The sequence below is a fragment of the Acidovorax carolinensis genome (assembly GCF_002157145.1).
Taxonomy (GTDB): domain Bacteria; phylum Pseudomonadota; class Gammaproteobacteria; order Burkholderiales; family Burkholderiaceae_C; genus Acidovorax; species Acidovorax carolinensis.
The window spans coordinates 2,225,264-2,246,545 of record NZ_CP021361.1 but is presented as its reverse complement, the minus strand read 5'-3'; the positions used below and the strand labels follow the sequence as shown (position 1 = coordinate 2,246,545).

Annotated in this window: 18 protein-coding genes, 1 tRNA gene and 1 pseudogene; 12 read left to right on the top strand and 8 right to left on the bottom strand. The window is 65.5% G+C overall.

What is annotated here, in order from left to right; genetic code table 11:
- Nucleotides 1-204: 204 nt before the first annotated feature.
- Nucleotides 205-1,911 carry an electron transfer flavoprotein-ubiquinone oxidoreductase gene (locus tag CBP34_RS10425; RefSeq protein WP_094097989.1) on the bottom strand — a complete coding sequence of 569 codons (1,707 nt, stop codon included), beginning with the start codon at nucleotides 1,909-1,911 and terminating at the stop codon, nucleotides 205-207.
- A gap of 162 nt (nucleotides 1,912-2,073) precedes the next feature.
- On the opposite strand from CBP34_RS10425, the gene CBP34_RS10420 reads away from it, so the two are divergent.
- From CBP34_RS10420 to CBP34_RS10410, 3 genes are read left to right on the top strand one after another with little or no spacing between them, the layout of a single operon-like run.
- Nucleotides 2,074-2,856 carry an SDR family oxidoreductase gene (locus tag CBP34_RS10420; protein ID WP_086927386.1) on the top strand — a complete coding sequence of 261 codons (783 nt, stop codon included), beginning with the start codon at nucleotides 2,074-2,076 and terminating at the stop codon, nucleotides 2,854-2,856.
- Nucleotides 2,846-3,790, top strand: a complete 945-nt coding sequence (locus CBP34_RS10415; RefSeq protein ID WP_335622236.1) for a DMT family transporter — start codon at nucleotides 2,846-2,848, stop codon at nucleotides 3,788-3,790. The genes CBP34_RS10420 and CBP34_RS10415 overlap by 11 nt, the downstream gene beginning before the upstream one ends.
- Nucleotides 3,787-4,209, top strand: a complete 423-nt coding sequence (locus CBP34_RS10410; RefSeq protein WP_094097987.1) for an acyl-CoA thioesterase — start codon at nucleotides 3,787-3,789, stop codon at nucleotides 4,207-4,209. The genes CBP34_RS10415 and CBP34_RS10410 overlap by 4 nt, the downstream gene beginning before the upstream one ends.
- Before the next feature lie 62 nt (nucleotides 4,210-4,271).
- Here the strand turns inward: CBP34_RS10410 and CBP34_RS10405 are convergent, their stop codons facing one another.
- Nucleotides 4,272-4,856 (bottom strand): peroxidase-related enzyme, encoded by a 585-nt coding sequence (locus CBP34_RS10405; RefSeq protein ID WP_094097986.1) that lies wholly within the window; start codon nucleotides 4,854-4,856, stop codon nucleotides 4,272-4,274.
- Between the two features lie 228 nt (nucleotides 4,857-5,084).
- Here CBP34_RS10405 and katG point away from each other — a divergent pair, with 228 nt between their 5' ends.
- Both katG and CBP34_RS10395 read left to right on the top strand, forming a co-directional pair.
- Nucleotides 5,085-7,244 carry a catalase/peroxidase HPI gene (gene katG, locus CBP34_RS10400; RefSeq protein ID WP_094097985.1) on the top strand — a complete coding sequence of 720 codons (2,160 nt, stop codon included), beginning with the start codon at nucleotides 5,085-5,087 and terminating at the stop codon, nucleotides 7,242-7,244.
- A gap of 109 nt (nucleotides 7,245-7,353) precedes the next feature.
- Nucleotides 7,354-7,746, top strand: coding sequence for a carboxymuconolactone decarboxylase family protein (locus CBP34_RS10395; RefSeq protein WP_094097984.1), 393 nt, complete (start codon nucleotides 7,354-7,356; stop codon nucleotides 7,744-7,746).
- A gap of 18 nt (nucleotides 7,747-7,764) precedes the next feature.
- Here CBP34_RS10395 and CBP34_RS10390 read toward each other — a convergent pair whose 3' ends face one another.
- Complete coding sequence (locus CBP34_RS10390) at nucleotides 7,765-8,310, bottom strand: PAS and helix-turn-helix domain-containing protein (RefSeq protein WP_094097983.1); 546 nt, start codon at nucleotides 8,308-8,310, stop codon at nucleotides 7,765-7,767.
- Between the two features lie 76 nt (nucleotides 8,311-8,386).
- On the opposite strand from CBP34_RS10390, the gene CBP34_RS10385 reads away from it, so the two are divergent.
- The 3 genes from CBP34_RS10385 (at nucleotide 8,387) to CBP34_RS10375 (ending at nucleotide 11,155) form a co-directional block, all read left to right on the top strand.
- Nucleotides 8,387-9,094, top strand: a complete 708-nt coding sequence (locus tag CBP34_RS10385) for a CoA transferase subunit A (protein ID WP_086927380.1) — start codon at nucleotides 8,387-8,389, stop codon at nucleotides 9,092-9,094.
- A gap of 2 nt (nucleotides 9,095-9,096) precedes the next feature.
- Entirely contained in the window at nucleotides 9,097-9,735 is a 639-nt protein-coding gene (locus CBP34_RS10380; protein ID WP_086927379.1) for a 3-oxoacid CoA-transferase subunit B, read from the top strand.
- 109 nt (nucleotides 9,736-9,844) lie between these two features.
- Nucleotides 9,845-11,155, top strand: coding sequence for an HD-GYP domain-containing protein (locus CBP34_RS10375; RefSeq protein WP_094097982.1), 1,311 nt, complete (start codon nucleotides 9,845-9,847; stop codon nucleotides 11,153-11,155).
- 78 nt (nucleotides 11,156-11,233) lie between these two features.
- On the opposite strand, the gene CBP34_RS19580 is transcribed toward CBP34_RS10375, so the two are convergent.
- A complete protein-coding gene (locus CBP34_RS19580; RefSeq protein WP_162290900.1) occupies nucleotides 11,234-11,392 on the bottom strand; it encodes a hypothetical protein in 159 nt (52 codons plus the stop codon).
- 58 nt (nucleotides 11,393-11,450) lie between these two features.
- On the opposite strand from CBP34_RS19580, the gene imuA reads away from it, so the two are divergent.
- The 3 genes from imuA to CBP34_RS10355 are packed head-to-tail and all read left to right on the top strand — an operon-like array spanning nucleotide 11,451 to nucleotide 17,032.
- The gene (imuA, locus tag CBP34_RS10365) at nucleotides 11,451-12,293 is read left to right on the top strand and encodes a translesion DNA synthesis-associated protein ImuA (RefSeq protein WP_157896458.1); all 843 of its coding nucleotides are present in this window, start codon (nucleotides 11,451-11,453) and stop codon (nucleotides 12,291-12,293) included.
- On the top strand, nucleotides 12,256-13,767 hold the full coding sequence (locus tag CBP34_RS10360) for a Y-family DNA polymerase (protein ID WP_094097980.1): 1,512 nt from the start codon (nucleotides 12,256-12,258) through the stop codon (nucleotides 13,765-13,767). The genes imuA and CBP34_RS10360 overlap by 38 nt, the downstream gene beginning before the upstream one ends.
- A gap of 4 nt (nucleotides 13,768-13,771) precedes the next feature.
- Complete coding sequence (locus CBP34_RS10355) at nucleotides 13,772-17,032, top strand: error-prone DNA polymerase (protein ID WP_094097979.1); 3,261 nt, start codon at nucleotides 13,772-13,774, stop codon at nucleotides 17,030-17,032.
- 196 nt (nucleotides 17,033-17,228) lie between these two features.
- On the opposite strand, the gene CBP34_RS10350 is transcribed toward CBP34_RS10355, so the two are convergent.
- Complete coding sequence (locus CBP34_RS10350; protein ID WP_094097978.1) at nucleotides 17,229-19,427, bottom strand: AsmA family protein; 2,199 nt, start codon at nucleotides 19,425-19,427, stop codon at nucleotides 17,229-17,231.
- Nucleotides 19,428-19,529: 102 nt separating this feature from the next.
- Between CBP34_RS10350 and CBP34_RS10345 the strand changes: the two genes are divergently transcribed.
- Nucleotides 19,530-20,441: a pseudouridine synthase gene (locus tag CBP34_RS10345; RefSeq protein WP_094097977.1), complete on the top strand. Its 912-nt coding sequence runs from the start codon at nucleotides 19,530-19,532 to the stop codon at nucleotides 20,439-20,441.
- Nucleotides 20,442-20,543: 102 nt separating this feature from the next.
- Here CBP34_RS10345 and CBP34_RS10340 read toward each other — a convergent pair.
- The 3 genes and pseudogenes from CBP34_RS10340 to CBP34_RS20050 form a co-directional block, all read right to left on the bottom strand.
- Nucleotides 20,544-20,617 (bottom strand) — tRNA-Gly (locus CBP34_RS10340).
- A 173-nt stretch (nucleotides 20,618-20,790) separates the two neighbouring features.
- Nucleotides 20,791-21,009 carry a DUF1059 domain-containing protein gene (locus tag CBP34_RS10335; protein ID WP_086912515.1) on the bottom strand — a complete coding sequence of 73 codons (219 nt, stop codon included), beginning with the start codon at nucleotides 21,007-21,009 and terminating at the stop codon, nucleotides 20,791-20,793.
- A gap of 11 nt (nucleotides 21,010-21,020) precedes the next feature.
- A pseudogene (locus CBP34_RS20050) lies at nucleotides 21,021-21,245 on the bottom strand (SAM-dependent methyltransferase); the annotation flags it as partial.
- Between the last annotated feature and the right edge of the window lie 37 nt (nucleotides 21,246-21,282).

Sequence of the window (21,282 nt, the reverse complement as noted above, 5' to 3'; positions counted from 1 at the left end):
GGTCTTTCTGGTTTTGGGATGGATCGGGCCGACCTGCACACGCAGGCGCGGGGCCGACGGGCAAGTTTACTGCGGCGAAACATTGCCACGCCGGGTGAAGCAAGCCTCCCCGTGGCGGGGTCGGGTTTTCAGCAGGGTTGTGGTTGAAATATCAACAAAAAAGGCCTGCAGCGCAGGCCCTTCATGCGCAAGGCGCTATGGTTTTTACATGCCCGAGTAGTTGGGGCCGCCGCCGCCTTCGGGTGTGACCCAGACAATGTTTTGCGTCGGGTCCTTGATGTCGCAGGTTTTGCAGTGCACGCAGTTTTGCGCGTTGATCTGCAGGCGCTGGGCATCGCCGCCCTTGGCCGTATCGGGCACGAACTCGTACACGCCGGCCGGGCAATAGCGGGACTCGGGGCCGGCGTATTTGGCCAGGTTGATGTTCACCGGCACGCTGGCGTCTTTCAGCGTCAGGTGCGCTGGCTGGTTTTCGGCGTGGTTGGTGTTGCTCACGAACACGCTGGAGAGGCGGTCGAAGGTGATCTTGCCATCGGGCTTGGGATAAACGATGGGCTTGCACTCGGCGGCGGGCTTCAGATAGGCGTGGTCGGGCTTGTCGCGGTGCAGCGTCCATGGGATGTGGCCCTTGAGCGCGAACTGCTCGATACCGTTCATCACCGTGGCCACGGTCAGGCCCTTCTTGAACCAGGCCTTGAAGTTGCGTGCCTTGTTCAGCTCGGTGTAGAGCCAGCTTGCTTCGAACGCCTTGGGGTAGGCGGTGAGTTCGTCGTGCTGGCGTCCGCCGGTGATGGCTTCATAGGCGGCCTCGGCGGCCAGCATGCCGGTCTTGATGGCGGCATGGCTGCCCTTGATGCGGCTGACGTTGAGGTAACCCGCATCGCAGCCCACCAGCGCGCCGCCCGGGAACACGGTCTTGGGCAGGCTCATCAGGCCGCCGGCCGTGATGGCGCGGGCGCCGTAGCTGATGCGCTTGGCCGGCTTGATGCCCTTGGATTCGTCGCCTTCCAGGTAGTAGCGGATGTTGGCGTGCGTCTTCCAGCGCTGGAATTCCTCGAACGGGCTGAGGTACGGGTTGGCGTAGTCCAAGCCCGTGATGAAGCCCAGCGTGACCTTGTTGTCTTCCATGTGGTACAGGAAGGCGCCGCCGTAGGTGTTGTTGTCCATGGGCCAGCCGGCGGTGTGCAGCACGAAGCCGGGCTGGTGGCGGGCGGGGTCGATTTCCCACAGTTCCTTGATGCCCAGGCCGTAGGTCTGCGGGTCGCTTTCTGCATCGAGCTTGAAGCGGGCGATGACCTGCTTGCCCAGATGGCCGCGCGCGCCTTCGGCAAAGATGGTGTACTTGGCGTGCAGCTCCATGCCGAGCTGGAAGTCGCCCGTGGGCTCGCCTTCCTTGCTCACGCCCAAGTTGCCGGTGGCCACGCCCTTGACGCTGCCGTTGTCGTTGTAGAGGACTTCGGCGGCGGCAAAGCCGGGGAAGATTTCCACGCCCAGGTTCTCGGCCTGCTGCGCCAGCCAGCGCGTGACGTTGCCCAGGCTGACGATGTAGTTGCCGTGGTTCTGAAAGCAGCCTGGCAGCAGGAAGTTGGGTGTGCGAAACGACGATTTCTCGCCCAGGAACACCATGGCATCGTCGGTGACGGGCTGGTTCAGCGGGGCGCCGAGTTCTTTCCAGTTGGGGATCAGCTCGGTCAGCGCCTTGGGGTCCATGATGGCGCCCGAGAGGATGTGCGCGCCGGGCTCGGAGCCTTTTTCAAGCACCACGACCGACACGTCCTGCCCTTTTTCGGCGGCCAGTTGCTTGAGCCGGATGGCGGTGGACAGGCCGGCAGGGCCACCGCCCACCACGACCACGTCATATTCCATGGCTTCGCGTGGACCGTATTGGGCGAGGATTTCTTGGTTTGTCATGGGCGTCTCGTCGGGCGTTTGATAATGAATGAATCTTTTGCAGACTGGTCGGTAACGTACTGTCTGACTGGCGACTGATTGTATTCATGCGAATACGCACAATCGAGCGGGTGTTTCCGTTCAATGTTTTCGTTGTATTTCTGATTTCTGAAGAGGCTCTTAATGGCTTACAGCATCGATTTGTCCGGCCGCGTGGCCCTGGTGACGGGCGCTTCCAGCGGTCTGGGGGCTCAGTTTGCACGCACCCTGGCCCGCGCCGGCGCCGGTGTGGTGCTGGCCAGCCGCCGGCTGGAAAAGCTCAAGGAATTGCGGGCCCGCATCGAGGGCGAAGGGGGCGATGCCCATGTGGTCGAACTCGATGTGACCGACCTCGATTCCATCAAGGCCGCCGTCGCCCACGCCGAGACGGAAATGGGCTCCATCGACATCCTGGTCAACAACTCGGGTGTGAGCACCACGCAGCGCATCCAGGACGTGACGCTGGAGGACTACGACTTCATCTTCGACACCAACGTCAAGGGGGCGTTCTTTGTGGCGCAGGAGGTGGGCAAGCGCATGCTGGCGCGCTCGCGTGGCGCGGCGCCGGGCAGTTTCACGGGCGGGCGCATCATCAACATCGCCTCGATGGCCGGGCTCAAGGTGCTGCCGCAGATCGGCGCCTACTGCATGAGCAAGGCCGCCGTGGTGCAGATGACCCGCGCCATGGCGCTGGAGTGGGGGCGGTTCGGCATCAACGTCAACGCCATCTGCCCCGGCTACATCGACACCGAGATCAACCACCACCATTGGGACACCGAGCAGGGCCAAAAACTCATTGCCATGCTGCCGCGCAAGCGCGTGGGGCAGCCGCAGGACCTGGATGCGCTCATCGTGATGCTGGCCAGTGACCAGAGCCATTTTGTCAATGGCGCCGTGATCGCCGCCGACGACGGCTTTGCGATCTGAGGTGCAGGCGGGCACCACCCCCCGCTACACCGCAGGCACCAGCGCCGGCATTCTGGCGGGGCTGGCGTCTGGTGCGCTGTGGGGGTTGTCGTTTGTGGCACCCCGCATGGCCAGTGGCTTTGCAGCCATGGATGTGACGGCCGGGCGGTTCATCACCTACGGGCTGGTCGCGCTGGGCATGATGGCCTGGGGCCTGCACACCCGCCGCCTGCCCACACTGCGCCAGTTTCTCGCTGCACTGCTGCTGAGCCTGCTGGGCTTTACCGGCTATTACCTGCTGCTGGTGCTGGCCATCCGCGACATGGGCGTGGCGATGCCGGCACTCATCATCGGCACCATCCCGGTGTGGGTGATGCTGCTGGGCAAGCCCCGGGGGCTGCGCTGGGCCGCATTGCTGCCCGGCCTGGTGCTCACGGTGGCGGGGCTGCTGCTGATGGCCGATGTGCCGTCGGCCGGGCAAGTTAGTGCAGGCCAGGGCCTGCATTTCTGGCGCGGCCTGGCCTTGGCCTGCGGGGCGCTGGTGAGCTGGACGGCTTTTGCGCTGTTCAATGCAGCCTGGCTCAAGCGCCACCCCGAAGTGCGCGCCACCGAATGGGCCAACTGGCTGGGCGTGGCCACGGGCCTGGGAGGGCTGGTGCTGTGGCTGCTGGCGGGCACCCCAGCCGCCGAGCTGGCCGCCATGCCGGGCATCGTCTTTTTTCTGCTGCTTTGCCTGGCCATCGGCTTCGGGTCGAGCTGGTTGGCCACGATTTTGTGGAACATCGCCAGCCAGCGGCTTTCGGCCAGCCTGTGCGGGCAGCTCATCGTGAGCGAGACGCTGTTTGCACTGGTCTATTCGTTTGCCTGGGACGGCCACTTGCCGGCTCCAGCGCAGTGGGCGGCCAGTGTGCTGTTCACCCTGGGCATCCTGGCATCCATCAAGGCACACCGATGAAGATCGAAATCCCCGAGGTCAAGAAGCTGGTTTACGAAATGCGCTTTCCCGTGCGCTGGGGCGACATGGACGCCATGGGCCATGTGAACAACACCGTGTACTTTCGCTACCTGGAAACGGCGCGCATCGAATGGATGGTGTCGGTGGGCTGCAACCCGGACCCGAAAGGCCAGGGGCCGGTGATCGTGAATGCTTTTTGCAACTTCTACCGCCAGCTCGAATTTCCGGCGGATGTGCTGCTCAAACTGTATGTCAGCGACCCGGCGCGCACCACGTTCGAAACCTGGGGCACGATGGAACGCGCAGACCAGCCCGGCGTGATTTGCGCCGCCGGTGGCGCCACCACCATCTGGGTGGATTTTCCGCAGCAAAAAGCAGTGTCGCTGCCCGACTGGATGCGGGCACTGGCCAGCGGGTGATTTTGAATAAAATAGCCCTTTAGCGCTTTACTGACAAGCGCTATAAGCTATCAAAATCATAGTTATTCGGTGGGCTTTTTGGCTTTGGGCAAGCGGCCCATCAGATAGAACTCGGGGTTGGGCTGCATGCCGGCAAAGCTGGCCATGCGGTTGGAGAGGCCAAAGAACGCGGTGATGGCCGCAATGTCCCAGATGTCCTCGTCGTCAAAGCCGTGGGCGTGCAGGGCGGTGAAGTCGGCGTCTTCCACCTCGTGCGAGCGCTGGCAGACCTTCATTGCAAAGTCGAGCATGGCGCGCTGGCGTGGCGTGATGTCGGCCTTGCGATGGTTCACGGCCACCTGGTCGGCCACAAACGGTTTCTTTTCATAGATGCGCAGGATCGCGCCGTGGGCTACCACGCAGTAGAGGCACTGGTTGGCGGCGCTGGTGGCGGTGACGATCATCTCGCGCTCGCCTTTGGTCAGGCTGCCTTCTTCCTTGAGCATGAGGGCGTCGTGGTAGGCGAAAAAGGCGCGCCATTCGGCCGGGCGACGTGCAAACGCCAGGAACACGTTGGGGATGAAGCCTGCCTTCTCCTGCACCTCCAGGATGCGCAAGCGGATGTCTTCGGGCAGGGTGCTCAGGTCGGGAAAAGGGTAGCGGCTCACGCGGGTCTCCTTGGGTGTCGATGTCGATGTCGATGCCAGTTACCGTACCACGGCGCCGGGCGCGGGCCACTGCGCTGGTGCTTGCCTGCAGGTTGGGGTGCGGTTTTCGTGGGTTCGACAGGGTTGGTTTTTATAAAAAACTATCGGTAATTTTGGTTTAATTGATTTCTTATTTTTTGGGCCGCTTACTATCATTTGGCTTGCATTCATCCACACAAGGAGCGCCCTATGACCGAAGAATCCAAATGCCCATTCCATGCCGCTGGCGCCAGCAGCAGCCGCACCAGCCGTGACTGGTGGCCGAACCAGTTGCGCGTGGATCTGCTGAACCAGCATTCCGAGCGCTCCAACCCCTTGGGCGAAAAGTTCAACTACGCCGACGAGTTCAAGAAGCTCGACTACGCCGCGCTCAAGGCCGACCTGAAGGCGCTGCTGACGGATTCGCAAGACTGGTGGCCCGCCGACTGGGGCACCTACGCCGGCCTGTTCATCCGCATGGCCTGGCACAGCGCAGGCACCTACCGCACGGTCGATGGCCGTGGCGGTGCTGGCCGTGGCCAGCAGCGCTTTGCCCCGCTCAACAGCTGGCCCGACAACGTGAGCCTGGACAAGGCGCGCCGCCTGCTGTGGCCGGTCAAGCAAAAGTATGGCCAGAAGATCTCCTGGGCCGACCTGATGATCCTCGCCGGCAATGTGGCGCTGGAAAACTCCGGCTTTCGTACCTTTGGCTTTGGCGCCGGCCGCGAAGACGTGTGGGAGCCCGACATGGACGTGAACTGGGGCGACGAGAAGGCCTGGCTGGCCCACCGCAATCCCGAGACCCTGGCCAAGAACCCCCTGGCCGCCACCGAGATGGGCCTGATCTACGTCAACCCCGAAGGCCCCAACGCCAGTGGTGACCCACGCTCGGCCGCCGCGGCCATCCGCGCCACCTTTGGCAACATGGCGATGGACGACGAGGAAATCGTGGCGCTGATCGCCGGTGGCCACACGCTGGGCAAGACCCACGGTGCCAGCGCTGCCAGCCATGTGGGCGTCGATCCCGAGGCCGCACCCATCGAGCAGATGGGGCTGGGCTGGACCAGCAGCCACGGCAGCGGCAGCGGCGCCGACGCCATCACCTCCGGCCTGGAGGTGGTCTGGACCCAGACGCCCACCCAGTGGAGCAACAACTTCTTTGAGAACCTGTTCAAGTTCGAATGGGTGCAGACGCGCAGCCCGGCCGGGGCCATCCAGTTCGAGGCCAAGGACGCGCCCGAGATCATTCCCGATCCGTTCGACCCCGCCAAGAAGCGCAAGCCCACCATGCTGGTCACCGACCTGACGCTGCGCTTCGACCCCGGGTTCGAGAAGATCTCGCGCCGTTTCCTGAACGACCCGCAGGCGTTCAACGAAGCTTTTGCGCGCGCCTGGTTCAAGCTGACCCACCGCGACATGGGCCCCAAGGCGCGTTACATCGGGCCCGAAGTTCCGAAGGAAGAGCTGATCTGGCAAGACCCGCTGCCCGCGCCGCTGCACAACCCCACGGCCGCAGACATTGCCGACCTGAAGGCGAAGATCGCCGCCTCGGGACTGTCGGTCAGCGAACTGGTGTCGGTGGCCTGGGCTTCGGCATCCACGTTCCGCGGCGGCGACAAGCGTGGTGGCGCCAACGGTGCGCGCCTGGCGCTGGCCCCGCAAAAGGACTGGGTGGTGAACGCCATCGCTGTGGGCGTGCTGCCCAAATTGCAAGCCATCCAGCAGGCGTCCGGCAAGGCTTCGCTGGCCGATGTGATCGTGCTCGCCGGTGTGGTGGGTGTGGAGCAGGCCGCCAAGGCGGCGGGCGTGTCGGTGCAGGTGCCCTTTGCCCCCGGCCGGGTCGATGCACGCCAGGACCAGACCGATGTCGCGTCCTTTGACGTGATGGAGCCGGTGGCCGATGGTTTCCGCAATTACCGCCGCGTTGCCGGCAGCCCCGCGACGGAAGAGCTGTTGCTCGACAAGGCCCAGCAACTCACCCTCACGGCGCCGCAGCTGACAGCCCTGGTGGGTGGCCTGCGCGTGCTGGGCGCCAATTTCGACGGCAGCCAGCACGGCGTGTTCACCGACAAGGTGGGCGTGCTCAGCAACGACTTCTTTGTCAACCTGCTGGACATGGGCACCGTCTGGAAGTCGGTGGACGACACGGCGCAGGTGTTCGAGGGGCGCGACCGCAAGAGCGGCGCGGTCAAATACACCGCCACCCGCAACGATCTGGTGTTTGGCTCCAACTCGGTGCTGCGTGCGCTGGCCGAGGTCTATGCCAGTGCCGATGCCCGTGAAAAGTTCGTCAGCGACTTCGTGGCGGCCTGGACCAAGGTGATGAACCTGGACCGCTTCGACCTGGCTGAAGCGCCTGCCAACGCCTGAGCGCCGTGATCACGCCACCTGTCTGGCCCGTTTTGGGGCAGACAGGTGGCGTTCTGCTTTCCAGAGTGCCGGATAACATTGCGGCCCCAACCCGAACCGGAGAGCCCGCATGACCCAACCCCCATCCAGCAAAGACTTCGACAAAGGCCTGGCCACGCGCAAGCAGGTCATGGGCGAGGACTTCGTGGCCAATGCCTTTGGCAATGCCACGGCGTTCACCCAGCCGATTCAGGAGTTCATCACCCGCAATGCATGGGGCGATGTGTGGCAGCGTCCGGGGCTGGACATGAAGACGCGCAGCCTCATTACGGTGGCCTTTCTTACGGCCCTGGGCAAGCAGCACGAGCTCAAGGGCCATGTGCGCGGTGCGCTCAACAACGGCGCCACGGCGCAGGAGATTCAGGAAGTGCTGCTGCATGCCAGCATCTACTGCGGCCTGCCGGCGGCGGTAGAAGCCTTTCGCACCGCGTCCGAGGTGGTGGACGGCGCGGCTAAGCCTTGAGTCGTGGGGAATGTGGCGCTAGTTTCCCGCTACCAGCTTGTGCACCAGATCGGCGGCTGTGGAGGCGTTGTACTTGCGCATGAGGCGGGCGCGGTAGATTTCCACGGTGCGGTGGCTGATCTCCAGGGCCTTGCCGATTTCCTTGGAGGTCAGGCCCTCGAGCAGCTTGGCCGCCACTTCGCGTTCGCGTCCCGTGAGTTCGGCTTTGACGGTGCGCTGTGAGCTGAGGTCCTCAAAGCTCCAGATGCCCGATTCGTGGGGCGCTTCGCGGTTGAGGGCGCGGCCTGACACATGGCACCAGAACACTTCGCCGTTGGCCCGCTTCATGATGCGGTTGTCGGCATAGTGGCCCTTGGCATTCAGGATGGGTTCCATGTGCGCGCCAAGGCGTTCATACTCATCGGCACTGGGGTAGAGAATCTCAAAGGACTGTCCTACCAGCACCTCACGCGAGGCGCCAAACATCTCGCAGACATGCCGGTTGCAGTCCATCATGGTGCGATTTCGCGAGAGTACCAACCCTATGGGCGCAAATTCAAAGGCCAGTCTGTAATCAACGTCCATAGTGCAAATCTTTACGGGGTACTACTTATATTTCTACGTAGTATCGTAGCGTATCAAAACTATCAAGGAGATCGTGGTGAAAAAGTTATTTCCTTCCGCAGCCAAGGCCCTTGAGGGCGTGGTTGCCGATGGCCAGCTGCTGGCCGTGGGTGGCTTCGGACTGTGCGGGATTCCCGAGGCACTGATTGATGCGCTGCGCGATTCGGGAGTGAAGAACCTCTCCGTGATCTCCAACAACGCCGGCGTGGATGGTTTTGGCCTGGGCAAGCTGCTCGAAACCCGCCAGATCAAGAAAATGATCTCGTCCTACGTGGGCGAGAACAAGGAATTCGAGCGCCAGTACCTGGCCGGCGAACTCGAACTTGAATTCACGCCCCAGGGCACGCTGGCCGAGAAGCTGCGCGCCGGAGGCGCGGGCATCCCCGCCTTTTTCACCAAGACCGGCGTGGGCACCATCGTGGCCGATGGCAAGGAACTGCGCGAGTTCGATGGTGAAACCTATGTGATGGAGCGCTCGCTGGTGCCCGATGTCTCGCTGGTCAAGGCCTGGCGCGCCGACCAGTCGGGCAACCTGCAGTTTCGCCTGACGGCACGCAACTTCAACCCCGCCGTGGCCATGGCCGGAAAGCTGTGCATCGTGGAGGTGGAAGAGGTGGTGGAAACGGGCGCGATCGACCCCGACCAAATCCATCTGCCCGGCATCTATGTGCACCGCATCGTGCACAACGCCCACCCCGAAAAGCGTATCGAGAAAAGAACTGTCACTGAGAAAGCAGGAGCCTGACCATGCCGTGGACCCAAGACCAGATGGCCGCCCGTGCGGCCCAAGAACTCGAAGATGGTTTCTATGTGAACCTGGGCATCGGCATTCCCACGCTGGTGGCCAACTTCACCGGCGACAAGGAGGTGTGGCTGCAGTCCGAAAACGGGATGCTGGGCATCGGCCCGTTCCCCACCGAAGACAAGGTGGATGCCGACCTCATCAACGCCGGCAAGCAGACCGTGACCACCATTCCCGGCTCGTCGATCTTCAGCAGCGACCAGTCGTTCGCGATGATTCGTGGCGGCAAGATCAACCTGTCCATCCTGGGCGCCATGCAGGTGAGCGAGCAGGGCGACCTGGCCAACTGGATGATCCCCGGCAAGATGGTCAAGGGCATGGGCGGTGCCATGGACCTGGTGGCCGGTGTCAAGCGCGTGATCGTGCTCATGGAGCATGTGGCGCGCAAGAAGGACGGCACCGAGGACATGAAGATCCTGCCCCGCTGCACGCTGCCGCTGACGGGCGTGGGCGTGGTGGACCGCATCATCACCGACATGGCCGTGATGGACGTGACGCCGCTGGGCCTCAAGGTGGTGGAACTGGCGCCTGGCGTCACGTTCGATGCACTTCAGGCCAAGACAGGCGTCACGCTGCTGCATTGACGGTGCTGCTTGACTTGCCTCAAGACGGGCCCGCGCAAGCGGGCCTTTTGCATGGGCGAGCAGCACCCTATGGTCTTATATTCAAGGCTGTCCTTTTTGATGTTTCCGCATGACAGATCCATTCTTGGCGGCCACTGCCACTGCCCCCGACAGCCCGCACTACCTGCGCGCGCTCACCGACATGGCCGACCGGCGCGCGGTGGTAACCCAGGACGCCATCTATACCGACAACGGCATCAAGCTGGTGGAAAAAGGGGCCCGCATCGACAGCCGTTTGTACGACCGGCTGGTGCAGCACAAGCTGCGCGATCCCATCGACCGGCATCTGACGGTCGAGAATGCGGTGGATGTGCCTGCATTGATTGCCGCCGGGCGGGATCTGGTTGAGCAAAATGCATTGCCCCAGATGCTGGCGCAGGCCCTCGGTTCTGCTGCCAGGCTGCTGGCGCCCTTGCGCTCAATGCCCCTGCCCGCGCCCATCGCCTTCAAGCTCACGGTGATGCGCGAGCAGCGGCCTGACCTGTTCGAGCACAGCCTGCAGATGATGATGGTGGCCGTTTTCCTGGGATTGAAAAGCGGCCTGGGCGAACGCGACTGTGTCTCGCTGGCGGCCGCTGCGCTGCTGCACGATGCGGGTGTGTTGCACATGGATCCGGCCTGGATGGACCCCCTCAACAAGGTCACGGGCGTGCAGCGCAAGCACCTGGTGGCGCATCCCATCACCTCCATGCTGATGCTCCGGGATGCCGGGGTGTACGCCCGGCCGGTGGAGATTGCCGTGCTGGAGCACCACGAGCGCATGGATGGCAGCGGCTACCCGCGTGGCCTGCCCGGGGCGGACATTTCGCCCATGGGGCGCATCCTGCTGCTGGCCGAAGTGGTGGCGGCCTTCTACGAAAAATACACCGACATGCCCGCACAGCGGCTGTCGCTGATGCTGCGCCTGAACCACCGCAAGTTCCCGGCCGCACTGGTGGCCCATGTGCTGCCGCTGCTGCAGGAAGAAGTGGCGCGCGATTCCGCCCTGATGCCGCTGGGCAACGATGCCACGCGCCAGATCGACCTGCTGGCCGAAGCCTTTACCTACTGGGAGCAGCTCAAGGCGGCCTTGCCTGAAAGTGTGGGCACCAAAGCGCCGGCGGGCAATGCGTTTGCATTTGCCGACTCCCGCCTTCTGGCCTTGCAAAAAGCCCTCATAGAAGCCGGATCGCACCCGCAGCATCTGGGCGAACTGATGGCGCAACTGCAGGGCGACGCCGTGGGGATGGCCGAGATGGCCCTGGTAGGGCGGGAGGCTTTGTGGCAACTGCAAAGCATCCTGAACGCCTGCCATCGCCGCTGGCCCCAACTGTCGGAGCGTGCGACGCCGGCGGATACCGCAGTGGCCGACTGGTGTGACTGGGCATTGCGCAGGTTGTAGGAGGCGGTTCAAAGGATCGACCACACAGGCATCCATGTCACCAATATTGCATTGAGCAGGCGGTTCTATGCGTCTGTTTTAGCCACGCTGGGTTATGGCGTGCGGCTTGATCTCGAAAACGCCGTGGGCTTCGGAGCCAAGCAGCCTTTGCGTCGCTGAAGACGCGCAGTGCTTGCCGACCAGCTTTGGTCGCCCGAAACCCTCCCGCCCCAAAGTCTTGCCGGTGAGGTGCAGCACGACTCGAAATACTGTGTATATTAACAGTATTCGTGTTTTCTCATGCCCTCTCACCACCATGCCTGCGCCACGCCCCTCCCTGCGGGAAGCGTCCGATCTGCCGTTTGCCGTGCCCGGTGTCTGGCATGCGGACGCATTGGGCGCGGGCCTGCAGCCAGCGCAGCCCACGGGGTTTGCGCAGCTCGATGCGCAACTGCCAGGCGGTGGCTGGCCAGTGGGGGCATTGAGCGAGGTGCTGCAACCCATGGCGGGCCTGCACGAATGGCAGCTGGTGCTGCCCGCGCTGGCGCAGGCTATGGCCCGGCGCGTGGGCGCCGTGGTGGTGGTGGCGCCACCGTGCGAGCCTTTTGGCCCGGCGCTCAAGGCGCAGGGGCTGTCGGCCGAGCGCTTGTGCGTGGTGCGGGCTGATAGCGCCAAGGCGGCGCTCTGGGCGGCCGAACAGGCGCTGCGCTGCCGTGATGTGCTGGCCGTCATGGCCTGGCTGCCGCAGGCGCAACCGGAGGCCTTGCGCCGGCTGCAACTGGCAGCGGCGCAGCAACAGCAGTTGCTGTGGGTGTTTCGCCCGGTCAGCGCTGCCCCGCAGGCGTCGCCGGCCTTGTTGCGGCTGCAGGTGCAGGGGCTGGCCCTGCCGGGGGATGCCACCGCATCGCCCGGTATGCAGGTGCAGATCCTCAAGCGCCGGGGGCCGCCCCTGGTGCAGGGGCTGGATCTGCCAGGCTGCCACCCTCGTCTGGCGCAGGTGCTGGCGACGCAGGCCGAGCGCCGTCGCGCAGCGCAGTGGATCGCCAATGCGCTGGTGGTGCGCCGCAATGCAGCGCCGGGCCTGGGGGCGCCTGGGATGGCCGGGCCAGAGAGGAGGGGCCATGCACTGGATCGCGCTGCCGTTGCCCTGGTGCGATGAGCCCGCGGCACCTTCGGGCGCCGCGGTGCACACCGCCGGGGCGGGTTGGTGGGCCTTGCGCTTTACGCCGCGCGTGGCGCTGGTCGATGGCGAGGCGGTTCTGCTGGAGGTGTCCACCACCGAGCGACTCTGGGGCGGTCGCGATACCTTGCTGGCGCAGGTGCTGCAGGCCTGGACCGACGCATCGGGCGGGCTGCCCGATCACCCTGCCACCCAGGAAGCGGCGTCACAACCGCCTGGCATGCAGGCGGTGTGCGGCTGCGGGCCGACGGCCCTGGTGGCCCTGGCCTGGCTGCGCATGGCGCAGGCAGGTTGCGCGCGCGCCGTGCAGAACGTGGACGGCTTGCCCTTGCACACGCTGACCGCCCTGCGACCGCATGGGGCCAGTCTGGAGCGCATGGGCTGCCGCACCTGGGGGGCTTTGCGCGCGCTGCCGCGTGCGGGGGTAGCCAGGCGTTTTGGCGCCAAGGTGTTGCAGGTGCTGGACCAGGCCCTGGGCGATGCCCCCGAAGCCCATGCCTGGCTGGAACTGCCCGAGCAGTTTGCGCTGACCGCCGAGCTGCCCGCACTGGCCGAGTCGGCCGATGCGCTGCTGTGGAGTGCCAGCCGCTGCCTCACGGCCCTGCAGGGCTGGCTGCAGGCGCGCCAGCAGGGCGCATTGGCGCTGGAGCTGGCCTGGCGCCACGACCTGCGGCGCATCGATGGCGTGGCCATCGCCCCCACGCAGGCCCTGCCGGTGCACACCGCCCAGGCCACGCAAGACATGGCGCACCTGCGGCGCCTGTTGTCTGAAAACCTGGCGCGCACGGCCCTGGCGGCGCCGGTCAACCAGATCACGCTGCGCCTGCTCGAATCTGCCCCGTTGCCACACCGCAGCGCGAGCTTGCTGCCGCCCGGGGATCGCGGGGGCGGTGGTCGCGACGACCCGGTGGGCGAACCGGGCGAGGCCTTGCACCAGTTGCTTGAGCGCCTGTCGGCCCGCTTGGGGGTGGACCATGTGGTGGCCCCCGTGCTGCAGGCCGACCACCGGCCCGAGCGCATGCAACAGTGGTGCCCTGCGGCCGAGGTGCTGGGCCAGGACCGCGCGCGCCCCAGCATCCACATCGCTGACACAAAAGCACCCGATGCCACCCTGTGGCCCACCTGGCTTCTGCGCCCACCCCGGCGGCTGGCAGTGCAGGGCAACCGCCCCTGTCACCACGGCTTGCTGCGCCTGCTGGCGGGACCGCACCGGTTCGAGGCGGGCTGGTGGTCGGCCGCAGACGAGGGCGCTGGCGACCCGGCCCATCCCTGTGCGGGCCTGGCGCTGCGCGACTATTTTGTGGCGCACAACGATGTGGCGGGGCTGGTGTGGGTGTTCCGCGAGCGTTTGGCGCCGCCAGCAGGTGGCGCGGCGCAAGAGGGCGGGGTGCAAAGGGGCATGACGTCGGCCGCGCAGCCGCACCGCTGGTTCCTGCACGGCATCTTTGGGTGAAGCCATGGCGTCTGCCCCCATGCCATCGGCTATGTCCGCTCCATCCGGGGGCGCCATGCCGTCGTCTGCGCCTTTGCCGGGTTATGCCGAGCTGCATTGCCTGTCCAATTTCAGTTTTCAGCGTGGCGCTTCCCATCCCAAGGAGCTGGTGGCCCGTGCCGCCCAACTGGGTTACCAGGCCCTGGCGTTGACCGACGAATGCTCGGTGGCGGGTGTGGTGCGCGCCTGGGAGGCCGCCCAGGAATGTGGCCTGCACCTCATCGTGGGCAGCGAGTTTGTGTGGGGCGACCTGCGGCTGGTGGCCCTGGCGCGCGATGCGCAGGGCTGGGGAAACCTGTGCGAGTTCATCACCGCAGCCCGCGCGGCGGCGCCCAAGGGGCAATACCACGTAGGCCCCGGCAGCCCCTTCAGCCTTCTGCAGGGGTGCGAGCTGCTGCTGGCCCCATGTCGCCAGCGTCTTGATGCTTCTGATTTTGTAGCTGTTAGCGCTTGTCTATCAAGCGCTAGAGGCCAATTTGGCTCAGATTTTGACGGTCACCTCTGGCTGGCGGTGGAACTGCACCTGGCCCCCGACGACAGCCTGTGGCTGGCCTCGCTGCAGCGCGCTGGCGTGGCACTGGGCCTGCCGCTGGTGGCGGCGGGCGATGTGCACATGCACGCCCGTTCGCGCAAGCCGCTGCAGGACGTGATCACCGCCGTGCAGCGCGGGTGCAGCGTGGCCGAATGCGGCTTTGCCCTGCAACCCAATGCCGAGCGCCACCTGCGCCAGCGCGTGCGCCTGGCGGGCATCTACCCGCCCGAACTGCTGGCCGCCACGCTCACGGTGGCAGCGCGCTGCACGTTCAGCCTGGGCGAGATCCGCTACCAATACCCCATGGAGACCGTGCCCCCCGGCATGACGCCGGCCCAGGCCTTGGCCTGGCTGGCGCAAGAGGGGGCCGTGGGCCGCTACCCGCAAGGGGTGCCCGACTGGATTGCCGCGCAGATCCGCAAGGAGCTTGCGCTGATTGCGCACTGCCAGTACGAGATGTACTTCCTCACGGTGAACGACATCGTGCGCTTTGCGCGCAGCCAGGGCATCCTGTGCCAGGGGCGGGGCTCGGCCGCCAACTCGGTCGTCTGCTATGTGCTGGGCATCACGGCGGTTGCCCCCGAGGATTCGCACCTGCTGTTCGAACGCTTCATCAGCAAGGAGCGCAGCGAGCCGCCCGACATCGATGTGGACTTCGAGCACGACCGGCGCGAGGAGGTCATCCAGTACATCTATGCCAAATACGGCCGCGACCGCGCCGCCATCACCGGCGTGGTCACCACCTACCGCACGCGCAGCGCCCTGCGCGATGTGGGCAAGGCGCTGGGCGTGGCACCCGCCTTGGTGGATGCCTTTGCCAAAGACCACCACTGGTTTGACGAAGACATTGCCACCGACCGCCTGCAGGAACTGGCCCAGGCGGTGGGTGTGCCCCTGCACCGGCACACCGCCGCGCTGTGGCTGGAGCTGGCCGCGCAGCTCAAGGGCTTTCCGCGCCACCTGAGCCAGCATGTGGGGGGCTTTGTGCTCACGCAGGGCAAGCTCACGCGCCTGGTGCCGGTAGAACCAGCGAGCATGGCGGGCCGCAGCGTCATCCAGTGGGACAAGGACGACCTGGACACCATGGGCCTGCTCAAGGTCGATGTGCTGGCGCTGGGCATGCTCAGCGCGCTGCGCCGCTGTCTGGACTTGCGCGCTGCGCTGCGCGGCGAACGCTGGCTGTTGCATGACATTCCGCGTGAAGACCCCTCCACCTACGACATGGTCTGCGCCGCCGACACCGTGGGCGTGTTCCAGATCGAGAGCCGCGCGCAGATGAGCATGCTGCCGCGCCTGCAGCCACGTGTGTTCTACGACCTGGTGGTGGAGGTGGCCATCGTGCGGCCCGGGCCCATCCAGGGCGGCATGGTGCACCCGTACCTGCAAGCGCGTGAGCGCAGGCGCAGGGGCGAGCCGCTGCAACTGGAGAAGCCCGAGCTCGAAGCCGCCCTGGCGCGCACCTTGGGTGTACCGATCTTTCAGGAGCAGGTGATGCAGATCGCCATGATCGCGGCCGACTTCACGCCAGGCATGGCGGATGACTTGCGCCGGTCCATGGCGGCCTGGAAGCGCAAAGGCGGCGTGCACCGGTTTGAGGAACCCCTTGTGAAAGGCATGCTGGCCAAGGGTTATCGCCCCGAATTCGCCCAGGCCATTTTTCAGCAGATGCTGGGCTTTGGTGAATACGGCTTCCCCGAAAGCCACGCCCACAGCTTTGCCTTGCTGGCCTATGCCAGCAGCTGGCTCAAGTGCCACGAGCCCGCGTGCTTTCTGGCCGCGCTGCTCAACTCGCTGCCCATGGGCTTTTACAGCGCCTCGCAGCTGGTGCAGGATGCACGCCGCCACGGCGTGCGCGTGCTGCCCATCGACGTGACCTGCAGCGTCAGCGACTGCACCCTTGAAGGCCCGGCAGAGCGCCTGCGGCCCGCCAGGGGGCTACCCACGCCACAGCTGCCGCAGCCTGCCGTGCGCTTGGGCCTGTGCCTGGTCAGCGGCCTGCATGCGAGCGCCACCCAGCGCCTGGTGCAGGCCCGGGCCGCTGCGCCATTCACCAGCACCGAAGACCTGGCCCTGCGCGCACAGCTGAGCCAGCAGGACCTGCAGGCCCTGGCCGCTGCCGATGCGCTGGCCGGCCTCTCGGGCCACCGGCGCCAGCAGATGTGGGACGCCGCCGCGCAGCACAGCGCGCCGCCCTTGTGGCGCGAGGTGCCCGTGCACGAAGCGCCGCTTGCCTTGCCAGCCGCACCCGAGGGAGAAGAAATCCTGTTCGACTACGCCGCCACCGGCCTCACCCTGCGCCGCCACCCGCTGGCCCTGCTGCGCCCGCGCCTGGCGCGCTGGCGGCTGCAAACCGCGCTGCAGCTGCTCAATGCACACAACGGCCGCAAGGTGCGCGCCTGCGGCATCGTTACCGTGCGGCAGCGCCCCGGCACGGCCAAGGGCACGATGTTTGTCACGCTGGAGGACGAGACCGGCGCCGTCAACGTGATCGTGTGGCCCGCATTGGTCGAGACCTGGCGCAACGCGCTGCTGCGCTCGCAATTGCTGGCGGTGGAGGGCGTGTGGCAGTGCAGCGCCCATGGCCTTGATGGCCAGGCCGTGGTGCGCCACCTGGTCGCCCAGCGCTTCAAAGACCTCACGCCGCTGCTCGGGCGCATGGCGCAGGCGCTGCAGGGCAGCCGGGATTTTCATTGAGAGAAGGTAAAGAGTTCCAGGACGATTTGACGATCTTGCTGGGAGCGTTCGCCCTCGTGGCTGCCGTCGATGGCATTCAGCGTTTTTTTTCCAGGTTTTAGTAAAAATGGCCTGTAGCGCTTATGGATAAAGCGCTATAAGCTATTTAAAGAGGAGTTCTCTGGATGCCCAAATGCTGCTCCGCTGCGGGCGCTTTTCAGCGCGTTGCAGGCCTCGCCGGCGCTGCGGGCTGACCCGCACGGCCCGCCTTCACCGGCTGCGTGGCCTGTGCCAGCAGGGGCGCACACTGCGCATCGTCGTCGGCGCCTGGCACCGTCACGGGCAACAGCGCCAGCGCCGCAGGGGCCGCCACCACCGCGGCGATGGCTGCTCCAGCGCGCAGCAGCAGGGGGCCGGGTTCCACGCCCACATCGGGATTGGCAAAGCTGCCGCGCACATACAGCGGGGTGCGCAGCGAGAAGAACTTCCACTGCAGCGATTCGGGCTTGATGTGCAGGTCCAGGCGCTCCTGCGCCATGTCGATGGTGCCGCTGGCGTCCACAATGGCCTCATTGGTGCTGAGCTTGCCGGTGCGCACCGTGGCCACGCCTTCGCGCACGGCCAGGTCGGCCACGGCGCAGCGCAGCTGCACTTCCTTGTCGTCACCAAACAGCTTGCCCACCACGATGCTGCCCACGTTGAGCGCTGCGCGGTTGAGCAGTTCGCGGCTCAGTGTGCCGTCGCGCACATACAGGCGGGCCTCGCCGCTGCTGGTGCCCAGCCATTGCGCCACGGAGTTGCCCTTGCCGTTGAGTGCCATCGCGCCATCGAGCCGGCCCAGGCTTTTTTTGGTGAGCTCCACCTCGGGGAAGAGCGAGGCCAGCCGCAGGTTCTGCACGCGGGTGTCCAGGCGCACGGTCAGCGGTTTGCTGCGGCTGTCCAGCACCACCTTCGATTCGATCTGACCCTTGGCCACGCCGAAGTGCAGCGGGTCCAGGCGCAGCACCGCATCGCTGAGCAGGGCGTGCACGCTGAGGTCTTCGAGCGGCAGGCTGCCCTGCCGGATCACGCGCTGCCCCGAGAATTTCAGGTCCATGTCCATGGCGTTCCACCGGTCGGTGGCAAACGGGGCATCGGGCAGCACCTTGCCGCTGCGGCCCGCCTTGGAGGACTGCGTGGAGGCGGTGGTGGCCGTGCCGAGCACGGGCCCCAGGTCTGCCAGGCGCAGCTGCCGGGATGTGACGCTGCCCGAGAGCTTTCCGCGCGGCGCGCCCGACACAAAGCGCAGGTTGCCATGCAGATCGCTCTGGCCCACGGTGCCGGTGAAGTCGCGGTAGTCCCATACCGCCCGCCCCGGTTGCAGGCTGCCTTGCAGCCGGCCCCGCGTCTGGAACGCGGGGGTGTTGGGCAGCACCAGGCCGGTCAGCGCATACAGGTCGGCCATGCTGGCGCCCTTGAGCATCACCTGCAGGTCCATGCCCGACAGCGCACCGGGGTTGGCCAGAATGCCTTCCACGGCGGTTTCCAGGCTGCCGGCTTTGGCGGTGAATTGCAGCGGGTAGTTCACCTCCTTGTCGCGCAGCGAGAGCACGGTGCCTGCCTTGCCCTGGCCCTGAATGCGGGCCTTGCCCAAGGTGCCCTTCAGTTCAAAGCGCACGCCGTAGACCGGGTGGGCGGCTGCTGGGCTGGCAGTGGCAGGGGCCGAGGCGGGCGTTGCCGTGCTTTGTGCAGCGGGGGCCTGCGCCGCCTCGTTGAGGGTGTCGATGCGGGCGCTCAGATCCAGGTCTCTGCCCGCATCTGCGTAGGCCAGTTGCCCTTGTCGCACCACCAGCTGATCGATCTCGACCGTCCAGCGTGGCGTGATGTCATCGGGCGCGCGCTGGCGCTCGAAGGTCCAGTTGTTGCGGCCATCGCCGAGGCGGGCCAGGGCAACGTCGGGGCCCGTGAGCTCCAGGGTGTCAATGGCCACTTCGCGCGCCAGCAGGGGCCAGAGCTTGAGCGATGCCCGTGCCATTTCGGCGCGGGCCATGGGCCGGGGTTCGGCGGCCTTGCCAGGGCGGGCAAAGCCGGGAGGGTCTTGCATGACCAGCTGCGTGCCTTGCAGCGTGACGCCCGGCAAAAAGCGGCGCCAGCCACTGTCCAGCGTCTGTGGCCATTGCCAGGTGGCCGAAAGATCGCCTTCCACCGCAACGTGGCGGCCGGTGGCATCGCTCAAGGTCTGGTTCAGCCAGGGTTTGGCACGGTTCCAGTCAAACTGGGTCAGCACAACGGCGCCGATCACCACCAGCCCGACCAAGCCGCCTGACACACCCAGCGCGATACGCGGCCACCGGCGGCGGCGCGGTGTTGGGGGTGGTGCGGGCGGCAAGGGTGCCGATGCCGGCACGGTTTGGGGGGCAGTCTGGGGTTCTGTCATGGAGGTGTCATGCTAGCCCGCAGAGCGCGTTTTTTGGCCGATGCCGCGCCGCAAAGGACGTATTGGCGCAGTTGTCCTACAGCCTTCTAAAATCCGCACGCCATGCACAACCCCCACCATCCCCACGTTCTGCCCGTGCGCGACGGCGTGAGCCCCAGTTGCGTGGTGCTGCCCACACGCGGCCAGGGCAGCATGCTGGACTTTCTGGTGCAGCGCTTGCCCGTGGTGACGCGCGCGCAATGGTGCCAGCGCATGCATGCGGGCGAGGTGGTGGACGAGCGCGGCCAGCCTGTGGTGCCCGAGCGGCCGTTTGAAGGCGGCCTGCGCCTGTACTACTACCGCAGCCTGCCCGCAGAGCCGGTGCTGCCGTTCTGTGAGACGGTGCTGTACCAGGACGAGCACCTTGTGGTGGCCGACAAGCCGCACTTCATGCCTGTGACGCCTTCCGGCCGTTACCTGCACAACACACTGCTGGTGCGGCTCAAGCGCCAGCTCGGGCTGCCCGAGTTGTCGCCGCTGCACCGCATCGACCGCGACACGGCCGGGCTGGTGCTGCTCTCCGTCCAGCAGAGCACGCGCGGCGTGTACCAGGCCTTGTTCCGGGATCGCCAGATCACCAAGCACTACGACGCCATTGCGCCCTGGCGCGCGGATGTGGCCTTCCCGCGCGACCACTTCAGCCGCATGGAAGAAAGCCCGCAGTTCTTTCGCATGCATGAAGTGCCCGGCGAGCCCAACAGCCACACCCATATGCAGGTGCTGGAGGTGGCGAGCGGCTGGGCGCGCTACCGCCTGTCGCCCATCACCGGCAAGCGCCACCAGTTGCGGGTGCACATGGCCGCGCTGGGCTTGCCGCTGCGCAATGACCCGTTCTACCCGGTCGTCAACGACCCGCCCGAGGGCGACTACTCGCGGCCGCTGCAGCTGCTGGCGCGGTCGCTGGAGTTTGTCGATCCGCTGACGGGTGTAGTGCGCCACTTCGAGAGCGAACGTACGCTGCTGCCATTAGGCTGACAGCGAAAGAAACGGGAGGGAGGTGCGCCAGGCGTCGATACCTGTAAAAGCATCGAAAAGGCTTGTAGCGCCATTGATGCGTGCGTTTTATGCTATGAAAAATGGAGCGGGTGAAGGGAATCGAACCCTCGTATGAAGCTTGGGAAGCTGCCGTTCTACCATTGAACTACACCCGCAGCAGGCGCGATTATAGGGACCTGACAGGGTCGAAATCGGAACGGGGCATCCCACCGCTTGGAAAACACCTTGACCGGTTTGCGGTCGAGGTGTGGCCTGCAGGGTGAATGCACTGGTTGCACTGGCGCAGCGTGTTTTTCAGGCCATCGCAGCGTGCAGGCCGGCAAGGACGTCAGGCCGCCTTGGTGCTCGGCAAGGTCACGGGTGGCGTGCCGGGCTTGAACATCTGGGTCAGTTGCTGGCGCAGTTCGGGCGAATCTTGGTGGCCGTGCACCGTTGTGGCATGTTGAACGGCTGCCTCCAGCAACTCCTTGGGCGTGTCGGCGCTGATGGCGACGCTGCAATGCATGGTGCTGGGAAATTCGCGGCAATCGATGTATTGGCGTGACATGGTGTTTCCTTTCAGGGATGTGCCTCGTAAACCAGATTGAAGGGCGTTTGTGCGGCGCGCCGGCACTGGGAGAAGCCACCTTCGGTGACAACCTTGCGCAGACGCGCCTCACCAGTCCTCGCGCCCAGTTACAAGCCTGCTTCCTGCTCCCTTGAGGCGGGGGTGCAGATGAGGGTGAAGGCGCAATAGATCACACGCCCGACGGGGTTGGGGTTGTCATTCAATCGGTTGTTGGCATTGATGGCCGTGCTTTGCTCCTTTGCTCCACTGGCG